Genomic DNA, 18,691 nt, shown 5'->3' with positions numbered 1-18,691 from the left:
GAAATAAAGTATCCCTCACGGGAGAAATAACTGTTTCTGTCACCATATAAAATGTATCGCTATCACAGAAGCTAAAATACATAATTGCGAAAGCAAAATTGATAATTGTTGCTGCATATATTCCTTCCTAGAATCAAATCCGCACTGAACATCTAATAAGCGTACGAATAAAGGGTGTATTCCTCGCAAAATGCACTGCACGCATTTTATTTTGTAGGTCCCGGCCGTTCGCAATCCATCCCTCTCATATGACTGGAGGTAGACATGCAATTAACGATGAAAGATAAAATCGGCTACGGGCTGGGGGATACCGCTTGCGGTTTTGTCTGGCAGGCCACCATGTTTTTGCTGGCGTACTTTTATACCGACGTCTTTGGCCTGTCTGCGGGCGTCATGGGCACGCTGTTTTTAATTTCGCGCGTGCTGGATGCGGTAACCGACCCGCTGATGGGGCTGGTGGTTGACCGTACACGTACCCGCTACGGCCAGTTCCGCCCGTATCTGCTGTGGGGCGCGATCCCGTTTGGTATCGTCTGCGTATTAACGTTCTATACGCCGGATTTCTCCGCACAGGGGAAAATTATCTACGCCTCGATTACCTATATTTTACTGACGCTGGTATATACCTTCGTTAACGTTCCCTATTGCGCCATGCCTGGCGTTATTACCTCTGATCCAAAAGAGCGCCACGCGTTACAATCCTGGCGCTTTTTCCTCGCCGCCGCTGGTTCATTAGCCATCAGCGGTATTGCCCTGCCGCTGGTAAATATTATCGGCAAAGGCAATGAGCAGGTGGGATATTTTGGCGCGATGTGTGTGCTGGGTATTTGCGGTGTTATCTTGTTGTTTGTCTGCTTCTTTACCACCAAAGAACGTTATACCTTCGACGTTCAGCCGGGCGCTTCCGTTAAGAAATACCTGAAACTCTTAATGGGTAATAGTCAGTGGCGAATTATGTGCGCCTTTAAAATGATGGCGACCGGCTCCAACGTGGTGCGCGGTGGCGCGACGCTCTATTTTGTGAAGTACGTAATGGACCACCCGGAGCTGGCAACGCAGTTCCTGCTTTACGGTAGCCTGGCGACCATGTTCGGCTCCCTGTGCTCATCTCGCCTGCTCGGGCGCTTCGACCGCGTGACCTCGTTCAAGTGGATCATTGGCATTTATTCCCTGATCAGTCTGAGCATTTTCTTTATTCCCTCAGACAATATCGCGCTGATTTTCGCGCTCAATATTCTGTTCCTGTTTGTCTTTAACACCACCACGCCGCTGCAATGGCTGATGGCCTCCGATGTGGTCGATTATGAAGAGAGCCGCAGCGGGCGCCGTCTCGACGGTCTGGTCTTCTCCACCTACCTGTTCAGCCTGAAAATCGGCCTGGCGATTGGCGGCGCGCTGGTGGGCTGGATCCTCGCGTTCTCCAGCTACTCGGCAAGCAACGCCGTACAGCCGGATAACGTCCTGACCACCATTAAAATCCTCTTCTGCATTGTTCCGGTGGTGCTCTACGTCGGCATGTTTACGCTGCTGTCGTTCTACAAACTGAGCAGCAAACGGGTGGAAGAGATCAGCCAGCAACTGCAACGTCAACGTGCTGCGCACCCTGCAACGCAGCCTGCCGATGCCGCGGCGGCGGTGAACTGAGGAGAGAACCATGTACCAGATTGAAAACCCGATCCTGACCGGCTTCAACCCGGACCCGTCACTGTGCCGCGTGGGGGAGGATTACTACATCGCCACCTCCACGTTTGAGTGGTTCCCCGGCGTACGTATTTACCACTCTCGCGACCTGAAAAACTGGGCGCTGGTGAGTACACCGCTCGACAGCGTGGCGCTGCTGGATATGAAAGGTAACCCGGACTCCGGCGGCATCTGGGCACCCTGCCTGAGCTACGCCGACGGCAAGTTCTGGCTGCTCTACACCGACGTGAAAATTGTCGATTCGCCGTGGAAAAATGGCCGCAACTTCCTGGTCACCGCCCCCTCGGTGGAGGGGCCGTGGAGCGACCCTATTCCCATGGGCAACGGTGGGTTCGACCCGTCGCTGTTCCACGATACGGACGGGCGCAAATATTACATCTATCGCCCGTGGGGGCCGCGCCATCACAGCAACCCCCATAACACCATTGTGATGCAGGAATTTTTTGTCGACACACACACCCTCTCACCGCAGCGTTCCACGCTCTTCACCGGTACGCCGCTGGGTTATACCGAAGGGGCGCATATTTATCGCCGCGACGGCTACTACTATCTGCTGGTGGCGGAAGGGGGCACCAGCTACGAACATGCGGTGGTGGTGCTGCGGGCGAAGGACATTAACGGTCCTTATGAGCTGCACCCGGATGTGACGATGATGACGAGCTGGCACCTGCCGGAAAATCCGCTGCAAAAAAGCGGCCACGGCTCACTGCTGGAGACCCATACCGGCGAATGGTATATGGCGTATCTGACCAGCCGGCCGCTGCATCTGCCGGGCATTCCACGGCTGGCGGCTGGCGGGCGCGGATACTGCCCGCTCGGGCGCGAGACGGGGATAACCCGCATCGAATGGCGTGATGGCTGGCCTTACGTTGAGGGGGGCAAACATGCGGCGCTGACGGTGCCGGGGCCACGGATGACGGAGCAGCCTGGCGCAGGCGCAGGCACAGGCGCATGGCGCACAGACTTCGACAGCGAACGGCTCGACCCGGAATTGCAAACGTTGCGTATTCCGTTTGATGAGCAGTTAGGTTCGCTCACTGCCCGTCCCGGCTTTTTGCGCCTCTACGGCAATGACTCGCTCAACTCCACCTTTACCCAGTCAACGGTGGCCCGCCGCTGGCAGCATTTCCGTTTTCGCGCCGAAACGCAGATGGCCTTTTCGCCGCGCCACTTCCAGCAGAGTGCCGGGCTGACCTGCTATTACAACAGCAAAAACTGGTCGTACTGCTTTATGGACTATGAAGAGGGGCGCGGGCGGACGCTGAAAATTATCCGGCTCGACCATAACGTGGCCCACTGGCACCTGTACGATAACCCGATTGAAGTGCCCCAGAGCGCGGAGTACGTCTGGCTGCGGGTGGATGTCGATCAGCTTGAGTACCGTTACAGCTATTCATTTGATGGGGAAAACTGGCAGGCCATTCCGCTGACCTTTGAGGCGTGGAAGCTGTCGGATGACTATATTGGCGGTAGGGGCTTCTTTACCGGGGCGTTTGTTGGCCTGCACTGCGAGGATATCAGCGGCGACGGTTGCCATGCTGATTTCGCCTCGTTTACCTATCAGCCCGAGGCGTAGCAGGACGGCGGGCTAGCGTTCGCGGTAGCCCAGCGTTTTTGACAGCCCCAGCCCGGCCTCCATCAGCTTCTGGCGGCAGGCGGCCAGTTGATCGTCGTTAACCCGCGAGGTGAGGGTGGAGAGGCTGAGCGCGGCGATAACCCGCGATTCGTGGTTCCATACCGGCACCGCGATGCAGCGCACGCCCGGCTCGTTCTCTTCGTTATCGAGTGCGTAATGGTTGTGGCGGGTTTGTGCCAGCGCGGCCAGCAGCGCGTCGCGATCGGTCAGGGTGGCTGGCGTAAAGCGCGTGAACGCATACCCGTCCAGTATGGCGTTAAGTTCCTCGTCCCCAAGCCAGGCCAGCAGCACCTTGCCAATGGCCGTGGCGTGTACCGGCAGGCGGCGGCCAATGCGTGAATAGGCGATGGCCGCCTGCTTACCTTCGATTTTTTCTATGTAAACGCCTTCGTTGCCGTCCAGAATCCCCAGGTGGGTCGTCTGCCCCGTCTCATGGGAAAGGGCGGACAGCCAGCTTTTCGCTTTCTGGCGAATGTCCATGGTGCCCACGACAAAGTGGCCGCGCTCCACCAGTTTCATCCCCAGACAATATTTGTCGTTATCCGGGTTTTGATCGATATAGCCATGAAGTTGAAGCGTTTTGAGCAGCGAGTGAAGGGTGCTTTTGCTTAATCCCATCTGTTTGCTTATCTCGGTGATTTTGAGTTCCGTCGCCTGATCGTTAAACAGGTCGAGGATCTGCAAAGCACGTTCAACAGACTGAATTATCGGCATAATTTTTACCATTCACGAGGAATTCTCTGCGTGTGACCGTACTATTTTCACCGGGGAAAAGCAATGGCGGGGGCTAGTGTTATCAAAACGGCTACAGCGTGCTGTTCCTCCCTTGCTGCCAGTGGGCGGGCGGGTACTATCAGCGCACGGCGATAGCCCAGGGTTTTAACCTGGTCGCCGACTTGCCAGGTAATCCCCACCTGCGCGGGTGGGGATTGCTTAACACCAATTATTGGTTGTCCAACTGTGCACGGACATTGCTCAGACCGGTACGGTTAATGCGATAGGGCTGACCATTTACCGAGCGGATGAGTTTTTTGCTTCTCAGTTTCCTGAAGACGGCGAGCGTGCAGTCGCTGAGCAATAGCCCTTCACGGGTATAACACTCAACGGCGGTGACGCGCCCGGAGGTGTCGCGGGTATGAACGATACGTCCGCCTTTGGCAAGGACGTGCAGGGTACGTTGTTCCTGACGGGAAATATTCATGCTGAAAATGCCTGTAATCATCTTGTGCAAAACCTGCCAACACCCTGGGGTGTTAGCGCGAGTGTTTAGCGCAGTGATAACCAGCCCGGCCGCACGGGTCGGAAAGCTGATTATCAGATGGTTGCATTCTCCAGCATCGAAGCCTCGGTATTCGCTAAGAAATATTTATCCAGTCAATGTTAACACGCAACATCTATAAGGGAATTATTTTGCTTAAGGAGTGTGATCTATGTGGGTACTCAGTGGCACGCTTTTTTTCACTCTGTGCGCAAGGCGACGTTATGGACAATCGGGTCGTTGTGAAGGCACGCAATGCTTATGAAATGTTCATTTATAAGATAATACTTAAGACAGAGATGCATATGGCCTTACACAGCACGTCGGCGGACTGAAGGAGTATGCGAATGAAAAGACAAGACCTGAACGCAGTGAAGAATTTTGATTTTTTGGCCCGCAGTTTTGCCCGTATGTATGCGATGGGCCAGCCAGTTGATATTGATGCCGTTACCGGCAATATGACCGAAGAGCAGAAACAGTGGTTCCAGGAACATTACGACCATTATTGCAAACAGGCGCAGCGCGCCAGAGTGAAGGAACTGCAATAGCGATATCCACAACGGGCCTGGCGGCCCGTTGCGTTTTCTGGCTTAGGGGGGTTCTTGCGGTCTGTTGCCACTTCTCCTCTCTGCCTGTCACATTTCTTTGAAAACCAGATGCCGTGATTATCAACTGAGATCGTGCAAGGACTTATTGAGCGGCGGTGTTAACGTCATGTCGCTGAATTTCACCGCTAATCCTTGCCGCTCCGGCGTGCAGCACATTACCCCGACCTTCACCTTTCCGGCGGGAAAAGGGCACAAACGCAGCAACGGCCAGCTCAGACCATCCGTCGAATATTGCAGACGCAGGGCGTCATCTTTACGCGTCAGACGCAGCCAGAATTCGCGCGGGTTGCCCGGAAAAATCCCCGTCGCCCAGTCGGAATAGTCCAGTGTCAGCACGCTGCCGATAGCGGGGGCGCCATCGTTGAATTCAATACCCGCCTTCAGCCAGTGGCGGTTATCGGTCATCAACATAATGCCCGCCTGGTCATAAAGGGTGGTGAATTCCGCACAGATTTTGACCTGAAAGGTAAAATCCTCAGCGACCTCTTTGGCGAACAGATGACCGGAGAAGCGTTCGAAACCGTACCAGGTTTTGTGCCAGAAATCGGTGTGATCATCGGTGACAACCGACAGAACACCCTCTTCACATTGCCATTGGGCAGGTTCGTTAACCCATTGAAACTCCTCGTGCATGACGCTTCTCCTTTGTCTTTTGCGTGTTATACCGGCCCCTGCGCTTTGTCTGCCCAGGCCGGCATGGCCGTCAGATAGCGCACCGCGCGCTTGCGTGACTCTTCCGGCCCGACGTGTTGCCATGAATCAAGATAGCCTGCAAGTCCGGCTACCGCCTCCTCCCAGGATTTAAGATTGCCTTCGCTGTCGGTGCAATACTTGCAGTATTTGTCGCTCGGCCCCAGGGCGTCGGGGGCGGAAAGCGGCATTCCGCAGGAATGGCAGCACGCTTCATGTTGGGACATAGGACACTCCTTGTTTGATGAGATGAACAATAAATGTACATATTTTCGCCAGGGCAGAAGTGCCGCACGATCATATAACCACAAATAAAAAGTGGATTTTCAGTTGTGCTAGCGTGATCCTGCTTACGTCTAACCCTTGACCACCGACAAAGTAAATCCCGCCGATCCCTCACATAATCACGGCCGCTTATCATTCCACAGGTGTGACCCCATGGCTTACCAACTAAACCTTAACTGGCCTGAATTTTTAGAGAAATACTGGCAGAAAAAGCCGGTTGTATTGAAAAACGCATTTGCGAACTTTGTTGATCCGATCACCCCAGATGAGCTGGCAGGCCTGGCGATGGAAGTGGAAGTCGACAGCCGCCTCGTCAGCCATTTCAACGGTGAATGGCAAGCCAGTAACGGCCCGTTCGAACATTTCGATGGCCTGGGGGAAACGGGTTGGTCGCTGCTGGCGCAGGCGGTAAACCACTGGCACGCGCCGTCTGCCGAGCTGGTTAAACCGTTCCGTGCGATCCCGGAGTGGCGCTTTGACGATCTGATGATCTCTTTTTCCGTACCGGGCGGCGGCGTTGGCCCGCATATCGACTGGTACGATGTTTTCATTATCCAGGGGATGGGCAGCCGCCGCTGGCGTGTAGGGGATAAATTGCCCCTGAAAGAGTTCTGTCCGCATCCGGCGCTGCTCCACGTTGAGCCATTTGAGCCGATCATTGATGAAGACCTGGCGCCGGGCGATATTCTCTATATTCCGCCGGGATTCCCGCACGACGGTATTACCCACGAGACCGCGTTTAACTATTCCATCGGTTTTCGTGGGCCGAATGGCCGCGATCTGATCAGCAGCTTTGCTGATTATGCGGTTGATAAAGATCTGGGTGGCGATCACTACACCGATCCGGATTTAACCTGCCGTGAAAATCCGGGGCGGGTTGAAGAGTACGAGCTGGAGCGTCTGCGCGGCATGATGATCGAGATGCTCAATCAGCCGGAGGATTTCAAGCAGTGGTTTGGCCGTTTTATCACTACACCGCGCCATGAGCTGGATATCGCCCCGGCTGAACCGCCGTATGAGCCGCAGGAAGTGCTGGAAGCGTTGCAGGAAGGCCAGGTGCTGACGCGTCTGGGCGGGCTGCGCGTGTTCCAGGTTAGCGACTGTTTCTTCGTGAATAGCGAGCGTTTCGATACCGTTGCGCCGAAAGCCGCAGAAGCGCTGTGCCGCCATTTGTTGATCGGTAAAGAGGAGCTGGGTGAGGCGTTGAATAACCCAACCTTTATTGCCGAGCTGACCGGGCTGGTGAACCAGGGCTACTGGTATTTCGACGAATAATCGCCATCCCGGATGCGGTCTCATGTTCGGCCCACGGTCCTGATCCCCTCTCCCGGTGGGAGAGGGGCAGGGTGAGGGCAAACTAGCGGTACACCGGCAACAGATGAAAGCTGGAAAGCACGTGAATAATAGCGTTACCCGCGCCGAAACAGAGAATTAATATAATCATCGCTTTACCGCCCCACACACGATAATGCGGGCTGCCGAAGCGTTTACGCGATGCGCTGGCCAGCAGCGCTGGCACAATCGCCGCCCAGACAGTCGCGGCTAATCCGGCAAAGCCAATCGCATAAATAAACCCGTTCGGCCACAGCACGCCCCCAATAATTGGCGGCAGGAATGTGACCAGCGCGGTCTTAAAACGCCCCTGCGGGCTGTCGTCAAACTTAAACAGATCCGCCAGATAGTCGAACAGCCCCAGCGTCACGCCGAGGAACGAACTGGCGACGGCAAAGTTTGAGAACACCGTCAGCAGCAAATCCAGCCCGCGGCTGTTCAGCACACCGCTCAGCGCCTGTACCAGCACATCGATGTTGCCGCCTTTCCCGGCGATATCAATAAATGCCGGGCGCGGAATATTACCCATCGTACCGACCAGCCAGAAAACGTAGAGAACCAGCGCCATCAGCGTACCGAGCAGCAGGCAGCGGCGGATAGTCAGCGGGTCTTTGCCATAGTATTTCATCAGGCTGGGCACATTGCCGTGATACCCAAACGAGGCCAGGCAGAACGGCAGAGTCATCACGAGATAGGGCAGGTAGCTGGGGTTCACTTCGGCGGTGTTAAACAGTACCGCTGGCTGCACGTGCCAGATTAACCCGCCAAAGCTCATAAAGAAGGTGAGGATCTTGGCGCCCAGCACAATGGTGGTCATGCGGCTGACGGCCCGTGTGCTCAGCCAGACAATAAAGGCCACGACCAGCGCGAATAACAAGCCGCCCAGCCGTGCCGGGAAGTCGATATTCATTTGTGAAAAGGTATGGTGAATAACGGAGCCGCTGGCGGAAATATAAGCGTACGTCAGAATATATAAAACAAACGCGACGGTAAGGCCGTTAATAATATTCCAGCGATTACCGAGAAGGTCTTTGGTAATAGTGTCGAAGCTGGCGCCAATATGATAATTCAGGTTAGCTTCAAGAATCATTAATCCTGAATGCAACATACAAAACCAGGTAAAAACTAATGCGAGCAGTGACCAAAAAAACCATGAGCCAGACATGACAACCGGTAAAGAAAACATGCCCGCGCCAATAATGGTGCCACCAATAATCATTGCGCCACCAACGAGCGATGGCGCTTTATTTGTTACTGATAGAGTAGCCATAGTACGTTTCCATAGACGTCATATTCCGCATCGCCCGAGTGGGCGACGTATATACCCGTCATCTTTCACGTTGCATATGCGTTGGCGTGCACTCCCCCTTCTGTAAGCTCCAGGAGGTTTACGCTCTTGCTAACTTTCTGCAACTCGAATTATTTGGGGTAGAGCTATTCAGGCGTAACATCGGAAAGACGCGCCCGTTGCAGGCGCGTCCGGGTGAGTTTTATTCCACCGGTTTTAAACGGGCCACGAAGTGGCGCAATACCGGCGGTTCATAGGTGAAGGTCAGGCCTTTGATGGACGATGCGCGTTTTTTCACGGCAATCAGCGAATCAGCGATGTAGTCCATATGGTCGTTAGTGTAGACGCGGCGCGGAATAGTCAGGCGCAGCAGCTCCATCGGCGACGGTTTTTGCAGGCCGGTGGCCGGGTCGCGCCCTAACAGCAGCGAGCCAATTTCCACGCTACGAATACCCGCTTCCAGATACAGCTCGTTATTCAGTGCATGTGCCGGGAACTGTTCTGCCGGGATATGCGACAGCAGCAGTTTGGCATCGACAAACACCGCGTGGCCGCCGGTCGGGTACTGGATCGGAATACCGCCTTCGCGCAGACGCTCGCCCAGATACTCCACCTGTGCAATACGGTAGGTGAGGTAATCTTCGTTGGTGCCTTCTTCCAGGCCGATAGCCATCGCTTCCATATCGCGTCCGGCCAGGCCGCCGTAAGTGACAAAGCCTTCCATCGGCACGCAGCGGATGCGTACTTCGTTAAACAGATCTTCGTCTTCGCGGAAGCAGCACATGCCGCCGATATTCACCAGCGGATCCTTTTTCGCGGACATGGTCAGCATGTCGCCATAGGTATACATCTCGCGGATGATCTCTTTAATCGATTTATCCGCGCAGCCCTCTTCGCGCTGCTTAATAAACCAGGCGTTTTCGCAGAAGCGCGCGGAGTCAATGACCACCGGGATCTTATGACTTTTCGCGATTTGGTAGACTTCACGCATATTGGCCAGCGAAATCGGCTGGCCGCCGGAGCTGTTACAGGTCACGGTGGTGACGATCGCCGCCACGTTTTCCGCACCCTGCTCGGCGATGGTCGCTTTCAGTTGAGCGATATCGAAGTTGCCTTTCCAGTCGTACCAGGAGGTGGTATCGAACGCTTTCGGCGTCACTACGTTGATGGCTTTCGCACCGTTCAGTTCCACATGTGCGGCGGTAGTGTCGAAGTGGAAGTTGGAAATAAAGACCGGTTTTTTCGATTTGCAGCGCGCGATCAGCGACGGGAAGAGGATCTGTTCAGCACCGCGCCCCTGGTGGGTTGGGATGGTGAACGGATAGCCGATGATCTCTTTTACTTTTGCGCATAAATTCTGGTAGTTACGTGAGCCTGCATAGGCTTCGTCGCCCATCATCAGCCCGGCCCACTGGCGATCACTCATGGCCCCTGTGCCAGAGTCAGTCAGCAGGTCAATATACACATCCTCGCTATTAAGCAGGAAAGGGTTATATCCGGCTTCGGCCAGCGCTTTGACGCGGTCGTCGTAAGTGGTCATGCGGATATTCTCAACCATTTTAATGCGGAAAGGTTCTGGGATGCGTTTCATAATATTTCTCCAATAGCGTGCCTTGCGACGTCACGATATTTTCGGCGGTATAAAGCGCGCATAAAAATATCGCTCAACGTCGTGTTGAGTTTGATTTTTTTAATGAATAATGGGCAGCGGAGAATTAACGAGGGAAGTCGTTGGTAATGCGCGGATCGAGATTGTACCAGGCGTTCAGACCGCCCTGAGCAATGAGGCGGTAACTCAATCGGTATTTCATTACAGCGTCCTCTGACGTTACGGGAGTACTAAAAATAGATAAATATGAAAAAATATCCGCGATTAAACTCACAAATAGTTTATTGAGAGAACTATTCACTGTGAAATATGATGGCAGACACATTTTGCGTTCACTTTTTTAATCGCAATAACCCTGTGAATTTAAGGGGCTTGCTACCGTTTTCCTCATCCTTTGAGAATCGCAGCAAAGGCTGTACCCTATGTCGCGCAGAAACGGCGCACTGACCGCGCGGGCTTTTCAAAGGTAACGAATGAAATTCAAAGCAGACCAGACCAGCCAGAAACTCCGGGGTGGTTACTATACGCCGCAAAACTTAGCCGATTACGTGACCCGCTGGGTGTTGAGCACACATCCGGCCAGCGTGCTGGAACCGAGTTGCGGTGATGGTGCATTTATTCAGGCTATTCATAACAACAATGGCGATAAAGCGGTCAACCTGGAATGCTTTGAGCTTTTTGATATCGAGGCGCAAAAAGCCGTGCAGCGCTGCGAGACCCTGGGGTTTTCCAACGCGACGGTGACCGAAGGCGACTACCTGGTGTGGGCCAATAAGCAACTCGCTGAAAACCATATGCTTTATGATGGCGTGGTAGGCAACCCGCCGTTTATCCGCTACCAGTTCCTCGAAAATGAATTTCAGGTGCAGGCGGAGCTGGTGTTTAAACAGCTCAAGCAGAAATTCACCAAACATACCAATGCCTGGGTCCCGTTTTTGCTCTCTTCGCTGGCGCTGCTTAAAGAGGGCGGGCGGCTTGGCATGGTGATCCCATCGGAAATCATTCACGTGATGCATGCGCAGTCGCTGCGCAGTTACGCGGGGCAGGTGTGCTCGAAAATCGTGATTATCGATCCGAAAGAGATCTGGTTTGAAGACACCCTGCAGGGGGCGGTGATCATCCTGGCTGAGAAGAAAACCGATCCACAGCAGGAAACCGAAGGTGTGGGGATCGTCAGCGTTAACGGCTTTGATTTCCTTGCCGAAGATCCCAACGCGCTCTTTGCGCGTACGCCGGGGATCAACGGGGAAACCGTCGCCGGGAAATGGACCAAAGCGGTGCTGGAGCGCGATGAGCTGGCGCTGATTCAGTCGCTTATCAATCATGCGTCGGTGCATCAGTTTAATGATATTGCCACCGTGGACGTGGGGATCGTCACCGGGGCGAATGAGTTTTTCCTCGTGGATAATCAGACCGTTGAGCAGTATCAACTGGCCGATTATGCCCATCCGATGTTTGGCCGCAGCCAGCATTGTCCGGGGATTTTGTACGATGCAAACCAGCATGCGGAAAACCAGCGTGACGGCTTGCCGACTAATTTTCTGTATATCGCCGACGAGTTCGACGCGCTACCGTTAAAAGTGAAGGAGTACATCCTTTTCGGCCAGTCGCAGGAGTTGCACACGCGCTATAAATGCCGCATTCGCAAGCCGTGGTACAAGGTCCCTTCGGTTTACAGCACCAGTATCGGCATGCTGAAACGCTGCCATGAAGCGCCGCGTTTAATCCTCAATCAGGCGGAAGCCTACACCACCGATACCGCCTATCGTGTGCGTTCGACCTTTACCAGCAGTGAAAATCTGGTGTGCAGCTTTTTAAATCCGCTGACGGCCATTACCGCTGAGCTGGAAGGGCGCTATTACGGTGGCGGCGTGCTGGAGCTGGTGCCGTCGGAGATTGAACAACTGTATATCCCGGTTATTGAGGGGATGGAACACGATCTGGCGGGTATCAACCAGCAGGTGAAAGCCGGTGAGATCGCCGCCGTGATCCGCAGCCAGGGCGAGAAGATCCTCGCGGCGTTAGGTTTTAGCAAAAGTGATAACGATAGGCTGATGGCGATCTGGGAAAAGTTAAAGGATCGCCGGTTACGGAAATAACCCTCCCCCGGTGGCGCTTCGCTAACCGGGGCTACGACTGGTTTTCCCCCTCTCCCCAAAGAGGAGAGGGGACCGTTCGTGCTCGCATTTTTGTGGGGATTCCTCACCCCACAGGGAGAGGGGACTATTTCGTGCGGCCTGAACGTCTTCAACCTTTTTAGCCACGGCTGGCTCGTTTTCCCACATGACAACCACAGCGACATCTTTGTGCCCCCTTGGCGCAGAGCTTGTAGCGAGGGGGTTGAGTCCCCGCTGAAATCGGTGAGACGAAGACCCGATGACAAGGTCAGGCCGCCAGGGATGGCGGACTGAGGTTTGTCGAGACAGGACAAAATCGTCTGGAACGATTTTGAACAACGCAACGCGTTGGCCCGAAGGGCGAGCCCCAGGGATGGGGCGAGTAACTCGAGTCAAACCGACCGCAGGCAGCGGGGCGGGAGGCGAACGCAGTGCGAAGCACCGATTTTTTGCGGGGCCGCGGGGATTGTAAAGGGGAACGCGGTGTTCCCCTTTACCCGTTCACGTGTTCGGGTGGTCCATTTCGCCATGAACATAAGGTGAACGGAACCCTCCACCTGAGCTGCATATTCCCCTCACCCTAACCCTCTCCCCAAAGAGGAGAGGGGACCGATCGTGCTCGCATTTTTGTGGGGATTCCTCAGCCCTGAGGGAGAGGGAGAAAACCACTCACAGCCCCTTATACAACGCCTCTATCGACGGGATTTTCTCGTCCAGCTCACCCAAATCAAACAGCGCCGCAATCAACGCATCTATCCGCGCCTGCTGGGTGTCAAACTGGCGCTGATAAACGATTTTTTCCCGTGCGGATGCCTGCGTAATCTGCGCATACAGGTGGTTGAGCTGCCTTTGCAGAGTGGCGATATCATCATGGCGCGCCGCGTCCGCGCTGTCGGCAAAGCGGATGGTCGGAATCGGCATCCGGGTCTGGATTTTGGTGCCCCTGGCGATAAAGCCGCCGCGGAAAATCTCCCCATAAATCGATGCGAACCACTCCAGATGGCGGGAAGTCAATAGCGCCTGAATATAGTAAATGGAGTAGGGGCAGTCGTCGGGAACGTTAATAATGCTGTAGCCCGCGGTGCCGCCGGAAGAGACAAACGTCCGGTGGTTATCAATGGCGTATTTGTAGCCATTCGACAGCACGCCGACGATAATTTTTTGCGGCACATCGCAGTTCTCCAGCGCCTGGCTGCGCCCATAGCGATACCACTCATGCGGCGTTGTCGGGTCTGGTTTTATCGACCGCTTGCCATTATCAAGATGCGGTTTGACCACCTGCAGAAAAGCGAACGTCTGCGGATAAAGGGCACGTAAATCGTCGTACTCAATAAACTGAATGCGGCCATCCACCTTATGATAGGGGTAAATGACGAAGGCGTTCGGCTCCACATCTTTATAGCTGTAGAAGTTATCCTGACCCGAGCGTGGCGTTTCAAAATAGGGGCGGGTTAAGGCCTCTTCAACGGAATATTCCACGCCGTCGTAAACGAACCAGACATAGCCATTTTCCGTTTTCAGGCTTTTATGTACGTAATATTCATTGGCGCTGGTCTGGATACCGTTGGCAATGGCTCCTTTGCCCAGAATCTCCCCCAGTTCGGCAGACTTGCTGAACATTCGCTGCAAAATATCGTTCGTTTCTTTCTCCAGCACCCAAGTGTCGGAGTCCAGCTTATCGGGCGAATGGAGACTTAACAGCGACGATTTATCTTCACGGGTCAGCCACTTTTTAAAGTCTTTCACTTCATAAAAAGCGAATTCATTCTGCGGCGATTTTTGCAGGCACAGCAGGCAGGTATAAGTGGTTTTATTGAGAAAGACCTGATGCGAACCAAACGAAATCAGTTTGCTCAGATAGCGGTTATCCGCCAGCAGCTTACGCAGGTTTTTCCCCGCGCCGATTTTGGTGAATTTGGACGGAAGAATATAGCCCAGATAGCCACCCTCTTTTAGCAACTGCATGGCGCGTTCAACAAACAGGAAGTATTTATCGAACTGTTTGTAAGCCGACTGGTATTTCTTTTTGTAGACAGGCAATTCGGCCGGGGTGAACTGCTTCATATGCTCCGTTGCCATATACGGAGGGTTGCCGACAATCACATCGAAGCTGTTTTCATCAATATGCAGCGGGTTCACGCTATAGCTGTCCGCCGCCGCAACCCCGTCATTTGCATCCACCAGACTATTGCCGAAAATAATGTTGCGCTGAATTTTCGGCAGGATGGGTTTGTCATCGCCAATCGTCTCTTTCGATTCCCCTTCTAGCAACTTGAGCAGCAGACCAAAAGCACAGGCTTTTACCGCGTTGTAATCTTTATCGATACCGTAAATACAGCGGCTGAGCAGCTCTTTTTTCACCGACAATTTCAGTTTGAAGCTGTGCGGCGAAAGCTGTTGAAGCTTCGTGCGATCGTGCCTGATGTAATAGTCGACCAGCGTATCCTGGAGATACTGAAAGACCTCCAGAAGAAAGGCTCCCGAGCCGCAGGCGATATCGGCGAATTTAGCATTAAGGATCTGCTCATCGTTTTTGCCCCGGCAAAATTCGCTTACCGTGTTGCGGATAATCTCTTTAATGATGTGTACCGGTGTGGTCACCACATCGCGATCGAGATGTTCCTCTTTAGGGCGAATTTCGGGCGCGCCGTTGGGGCCAATTTTGATTTTTTCGCTCAGGAAGATCTCGTAAATACTGCCGAGAATATCGGAAGAAAAGACCGCAAAGGAGTAAGTGCTTTGTGGGAAATAGAGCTGATTGATGATCTCCCAAATCGCAGAATTATCATTACTGATCAGCTCCGCAATATGGTCGAGGGCGAACAGGCCGGAGTCATATTTGCGATCCGAGGCCTGCAACGTCTGCACCAGCGCCTGGTAATCCTGTTTCTGCGCTAAAGACCAGAGTGTCTCATAAGCTTCTAAGTCACGATCTTCACAGACGCGCAAAAAGACAATGCAGTTAATGTAGTTCTGCGTCAGATCGTTGATCTCTTCTTCATTCAGACCGGGCTTGAGGGAGAGAAACTCCCTGGCGAGCAATAAACGCCATTGATTGATTTGCCGGAGGAACAGATCGTCGACACTAAAGCGCAGGATCTTGCTTTCAATGGCGGACCATTCGTTATCAAATTGCCCGGAATAGACGCTATCACGGCCAATTAGCGCCATAATTTCATCGAAATGGGCCGCCAGTTCGCTGTAGTGATACAGTTTGATACGTGAGTGGCTGGTCTGGTCGCTCTGTTCTACCGGATTGGAGCAGTCATAAATGGCGGTATATTCGAAATTAGTCAGCACCGAGATTTTTAATTTGCCGGTAAAGCCGTAGCGTCGCACCTGTTTTGCCGGTTCCGGGTCGAGGGTAATATCCACGCTCGGCTTTTTGGCTTCGACAAAGAATTTACGCTCAGAGAACAGACGGAAGGTGTAATCCGGTTTCTTCGCGTTTTCCCCCATCCGCGCTTTTAATCCCTCTTCGACCAGCACTTCACGCTCGTTGGTCGGTTTACCCTGGGCATTGATAATGTCCCAACCCAGAAGGGTAAACAGCGGATCGAGAAAATCAGTTCGTAGCTGCGTTTCGTTATATTTTCTGGAGTGGTAGTAGGCCAAATCATTCTGATATTTCGCCACCAGTTGCTCAAGCTGCTCAATTTTTGTCATCTGATTTCCCGATCCTGACGTGCGGTATTTTCCCTGTGGGCGTTACGCTAAGCGGATCATCATAGGCAATACGCGCAACGATGTCTTTCCCTGGAAACCGGGGCGGCTTGCGACAGGCAAAAAAAAGCCCCGCAAACGCGGGGCAATGCTCACAAACATTAACCTTAAAAATCCATTTTCACCGTGAACTGCACTTCACGCGGATCGCCAGGCTGGTTACCCAGGTTGTTGGTGGCGATGGACGAAGTGTAATAGGACTTGTCGAACAGGTTTTTCACGTTCAATTGCAGCGTGACCGGGTATTGCAGCTTCATCTTGTAAGCGGCGAAGGCGTCAGCCACAAAATAGCCCGGCAGGTAGTAATCCGCGCCGTTGGTAGCCGAGCGACGATTCACCCCGTGACCGCCGCCGCCGAGCGTTAGCGTATTGCCGCCTGGCATATTGCGGATGTCATACGTCAGGAACACAGAACCGGTATGGCGCGGCACGTTTGGCAGCGGTTTCCCGGCATATTCCGGATCTTCGAGTACTTTGGCGTCGGTATAGCTGTAGCTGGCGATAACATTCATATTGCTGGTCAGCGCGCCGGCGATATCCATTTCCACGCCCTGCGAACGCACGCGGCCTGCGGTTTTCGCCACGGTCTCGTCACCGACAATCTCGCTGTACATCACGTTGCGTTTGTGAATATCAAACAGGGAAATATTGGCGGTGACGCCGTCAAAGAGGTCGAACTTCGCCCCCACTTCCCACGCGGTGGAGGTTTCGGGCGGCAGATCGCCAATATAGCTGGCGATGGAGTACTGCGGCATAAACGACTGCGCCACGTTGCCGAACAGGGAGATGGACGGCGTCAGCTTGTAGACCAGGCCGAATTTCGGCGTCCACTGTTCGTCGGTGCTGTCGGTGTTCACATTGAACGGACGGCCTTTGCCTGCGTACTCGGTGTAGTACTGGTAACGCACACCGGCGACGGCGATCCATTTGTCCGTCAGGTACAGCGCATCCTGAACATAGGCTGAGTAGCTCTCCTGCCTGATGGTCTGGTCGCTGTCCGATGCTGACACCGAGGTACATTTGCTGGCATTGCCGTAGGTCGGGTTATAGATATTGAAATCTTTGACGTTTTTACAGCGGATCATATCGGTACGCAGCAGATCGTAATTTTCATACGACACGCCGCTCAGGATCTCGTTATAGAACCCGGCGATATCCACGTTGCCCTGCAGATCGGCGCGGGTGCTGTGCATCCGCTGGGTCGATCCCTGGGTGGCATCCACTCGGCGCGTTAGATTCCCGGTGGCGGCATCATAGGCCATCACGCGCGACTGGTTATCGGTGTATTTGTCCTGGCTAAAGCTGTAGTCAAACTTCGCCGTCCATGCGCTGTTGAGACGGTATTCGGCATTCAGTTGCGCCAGATCAGACGCACCATCGGTAATGTTGAACGGCTCATCGAAGCGGGTTTCACGGCTCACATTCACCGGCTGTTTGGTCTTGAGATCGAAAATCGTGCCGCGATCAAACGGGGTGTTGTAGTCACGGTGCGAGTACAGCACGCTCACCGTGGCGTCATCGCCAAACCAGGTCAGCGACGGGGAGATAAAAGTGCTTTTCTCTTTACCGAAGTTGCGCCAGTAATCTTCATTCTGATATTCGCCAGTCAAACGATACGCCAGGCGAGTGCCTTCAATCGGCCCGGTAACATCGAGATCCCCGGTGCCACCGCCAAAGCTGGAAGAGGTGGCAGAGACGGAGCCACCAAAAGTGGTTTGCGGGCGTTTCGTTACAACATTGATAAGCCCACCGGGATCCAGAATACCGTATAGCGTGGAGGCCGGGCCTTTCAGTACTTCGACGCGCGAGGTCGCAGCATTAAAGCTGCGCGGCAGCACCGTTCTCAGACCATTGGTCATGATTGACCCGTCGCGGTTCGCGCCAAAGCCACGGCGCACAAAGGCATCCTGCGTGCCGCCTAAGGTGTTGGTCTGCACCACGTTACTGACGTTATACAGCGCTTCATCCAGCGTTGTCGCATGCTGATCTTCCAGCACTTTATCGCTCACGGTGTTAACCACCTGCGGAATATCCAGCAGCGGCATGGTGGTGAGCGTTGCCGCCGAGGTGTTCAGCGGTTGATAGCCCGCCGTCGCAGCCTGATCTGCCGATGACGCGCCTGCCAGTACGGTCAGCGTGTCACTGTCTTTATCCTGCGCAGCGTTTGTTGCTGCCTGTGCCAGAGGTGAAAAGGTTGCCCCCAGGAACAACGCAGAAAACAGTGCGTGCCCTTTTTTCCCGGAGATCGAAGAAGTTAACTCAGCCATGTTGTCCGTTTTTCCAAAATGCCCTCTGCCAGTCATGCATAAGGGAAGATTTTTATTCATTGCCCGCGACTGTAAATCTATCCTTCGGCGTGAAATATTCATGCCGGATATGTAATTGAGAATCATTCAATCATGGCGAAATGTAGTAGTAAATGGAAAAGTGAGAAAAATGACTAC

At 53.8% G+C, this 18,691-nt stretch carries 14 protein-coding genes; 5 read left to right on the top strand and 9 right to left on the bottom strand.

Translation table 11 applies throughout. The features are described from left to right. The first annotated feature begins 264 nt into the window (after positions 1-264). On the top strand, positions 265-1,644 hold the full coding sequence (locus MRY16398_RS25210) for a glycoside-pentoside-hexuronide (GPH):cation symporter (RefSeq protein ID WP_125125410.1): 1,380 nt from the start codon (positions 265-267) through the stop codon (positions 1,642-1,644). 10 nt (positions 1,645-1,654) lie between these two features. Then, positions 1,655-3,277, top strand: a complete 1,623-nt coding sequence (locus MRY16398_RS25205; RefSeq protein WP_125125409.1) for a glycoside hydrolase family 43 protein — start codon at positions 1,655-1,657, stop codon at positions 3,275-3,277. A gap of 12 nt (positions 3,278-3,289) precedes the next feature. Here the strand turns inward: MRY16398_RS25205 and MRY16398_RS25200 are convergent, their stop codons facing one another. Both MRY16398_RS25200 and MRY16398_RS25195 read right to left on the bottom strand, forming a co-directional pair. Next, on the bottom strand, positions 3,290-4,051 hold the full coding sequence (locus tag MRY16398_RS25200; protein WP_079497359.1) for an IclR family transcriptional regulator: 762 nt from the start codon (positions 4,049-4,051) through the stop codon (positions 3,290-3,292). A 229-nt stretch (positions 4,052-4,280) separates the two neighbouring features. Further along, complete coding sequence (locus tag MRY16398_RS25195; RefSeq protein ID WP_039076906.1) at positions 4,281-4,538, bottom strand: YjhX family toxin; 258 nt, start codon at positions 4,536-4,538, stop codon at positions 4,281-4,283. A gap of 398 nt (positions 4,539-4,936) precedes the next feature. Between MRY16398_RS25195 and glgS the strand changes: the two genes are divergently transcribed. Further along, positions 4,937-5,143, top strand: a complete 207-nt coding sequence (gene glgS, locus MRY16398_RS25190) for a cell surface composition regulator GlgS (protein WP_369943835.1) — start codon at positions 4,937-4,939, stop codon at positions 5,141-5,143. Between the two features lie 120 nt (positions 5,144-5,263). Here the strand turns inward: glgS and MRY16398_RS25185 are convergent, their stop codons facing one another. Together MRY16398_RS25185 and MRY16398_RS25180 are read right to left on the bottom strand one after the other, a co-directional pair. Beyond that, the gene (locus MRY16398_RS25185; protein ID WP_039076886.1) at positions 5,264-5,836 is read right to left on the bottom strand and encodes a DUF1349 domain-containing protein; all 573 of its coding nucleotides are present in this window, start codon (positions 5,834-5,836) and stop codon (positions 5,264-5,266) included. Between the two features lie 26 nt (positions 5,837-5,862). Next, complete coding sequence (locus tag MRY16398_RS25180; protein ID WP_125125408.1) at positions 5,863-6,120, bottom strand: zinc ribbon domain-containing protein; 258 nt, start codon at positions 6,118-6,120, stop codon at positions 5,863-5,865. Positions 6,121-6,331: 211 nt separating this feature from the next. Between MRY16398_RS25180 and MRY16398_RS25175 the strand changes: the two genes are divergently transcribed. Further along, positions 6,332-7,453 carry a ribosomal protein uL16 3-hydroxylase gene (locus MRY16398_RS25175; protein WP_125125407.1) on the top strand — a complete coding sequence of 374 codons (1,122 nt, stop codon included), beginning with the start codon at positions 6,332-6,334 and terminating at the stop codon, positions 7,451-7,453. Between the two features lie 82 nt (positions 7,454-7,535). Here MRY16398_RS25175 and mtr read toward each other — a convergent pair whose 3' ends face one another. The 3 genes from mtr to tnaC form a co-directional block, all read right to left on the bottom strand. Beyond that, positions 7,536-8,780: a tryptophan permease gene (gene mtr / locus MRY16398_RS25170; protein ID WP_071193542.1), complete on the bottom strand. Its 1,245-nt coding sequence runs from the start codon at positions 8,778-8,780 to the stop codon at positions 7,536-7,538. Positions 8,781-9,000: 220 nt separating this feature from the next. Further along, the gene (tnaA, locus tag MRY16398_RS25165; protein WP_125125406.1) at positions 9,001-10,389 is read right to left on the bottom strand and encodes a tryptophanase; all 1,389 of its coding nucleotides are present in this window, start codon (positions 10,387-10,389) and stop codon (positions 9,001-9,003) included. A 124-nt stretch (positions 10,390-10,513) separates the two neighbouring features. After that, a complete protein-coding gene (gene tnaC, locus MRY16398_RS25160) occupies positions 10,514-10,609 on the bottom strand; it encodes a tryptophanase leader peptide (RefSeq protein ID WP_072039686.1) in 96 nt (31 codons plus the stop codon). Between the two features lie 271 nt (positions 10,610-10,880). Between tnaC and MRY16398_RS25155 the strand changes: the two genes are divergently transcribed. Then, positions 10,881-12,506, top strand: coding sequence for an Eco57I restriction-modification methylase domain-containing protein (locus tag MRY16398_RS25155; RefSeq protein ID WP_125125405.1), 1,626 nt, complete (start codon positions 10,881-10,883; stop codon positions 12,504-12,506). Positions 12,507-13,193: 687 nt separating this feature from the next. On the opposite strand, the gene MRY16398_RS25150 is transcribed toward MRY16398_RS25155, so the two are convergent. Together MRY16398_RS25150 and MRY16398_RS25145 are read right to left on the bottom strand one after the other, a co-directional pair. Then, complete coding sequence (locus tag MRY16398_RS25150) at positions 13,194-16,190, bottom strand: Eco57I restriction-modification methylase domain-containing protein (protein WP_125125404.1); 2,997 nt, start codon at positions 16,188-16,190, stop codon at positions 13,194-13,196. Positions 16,191-16,354: 164 nt separating this feature from the next. Then, positions 16,355-18,514, bottom strand: coding sequence for a TonB-dependent siderophore receptor (locus tag MRY16398_RS25145; RefSeq protein WP_125125403.1), 2,160 nt, complete (start codon positions 18,512-18,514; stop codon positions 16,355-16,357). Positions 18,515-18,691 lie beyond the last annotated feature (177 nt).

It is taken from the genome of Phytobacter sp. MRY16-398 (assembly GCF_003925915.1).
GTDB classification, from domain to species: Bacteria; Pseudomonadota; Gammaproteobacteria; order Enterobacterales; family Enterobacteriaceae; genus Phytobacter; species Phytobacter diazotrophicus.
Note: the sequence above shows the minus strand (reverse complement) of the source record. Positions and strands in the feature narration are given on the sequence as shown.

Coding starts and splice junctions, on each gene's coding strand:
- glgS (WP_369943835.1), top strand. CDS start 4,937: ATGCGAATGAAAAGACAAGACCTGAACGCAGTGAAGAATTTTGATTTT.
- tnaA (WP_125125406.1), bottom strand. CDS start 10,389: ATGAAACGCATCCCAGAACCTTTCCGCATTAAAATGGTTGAGAATATC.
- MRY16398_RS25145 (WP_125125403.1), bottom strand. CDS start 18,514: ATGGCTGAGTTAACTTCTTCGATCTCCGGGAAAAAAGGGCACGCACTG.
- MRY16398_RS25175 (WP_125125407.1), top strand. CDS start 6,332: ATGGCTTACCAACTAAACCTTAACTGGCCTGAATTTTTAGAGAAATAC.
- MRY16398_RS25210 (WP_125125410.1), top strand. CDS start 265: ATGCAATTAACGATGAAAGATAAAATCGGCTACGGGCTGGGGGATACC.
- MRY16398_RS25205 (WP_125125409.1), top strand. CDS start 1,655: ATGTACCAGATTGAAAACCCGATCCTGACCGGCTTCAACCCGGACCCG.
- MRY16398_RS25180 (WP_125125408.1), bottom strand. CDS start 6,120: ATGTCCCAACATGAAGCGTGCTGCCATTCCTGCGGAATGCCGCTTTCC.
- MRY16398_RS25200 (WP_079497359.1), bottom strand. CDS start 4,051: ATGCCGATAATTCAGTCTGTTGAACGTGCTTTGCAGATCCTCGACCTG.
- MRY16398_RS25185 (WP_039076886.1), bottom strand. CDS start 5,836: ATGCACGAGGAGTTTCAATGGGTTAACGAACCTGCCCAATGGCAATGT.
- tnaC (WP_072039686.1), bottom strand. CDS start 10,609: ATGAAATACCGATTGAGTTACCGCCTCATTGCTCAGGGCGGTCTGAAC.
- MRY16398_RS25195 (WP_039076906.1), bottom strand. CDS start 4,538: ATGAATATTTCCCGTCAGGAACAACGTACCCTGCACGTCCTTGCCAAA.
- mtr (WP_071193542.1), bottom strand. CDS start 8,780: ATGGCTACTCTATCAGTAACAAATAAAGCGCCATCGCTCGTTGGTGGC.
- MRY16398_RS25150 (WP_125125404.1), bottom strand. CDS start 16,190: ATGACAAAAATTGAGCAGCTTGAGCAACTGGTGGCGAAATATCAGAAT.
- MRY16398_RS25155 (WP_125125405.1), top strand. CDS start 10,881: ATGAAATTCAAAGCAGACCAGACCAGCCAGAAACTCCGGGGTGGTTAC.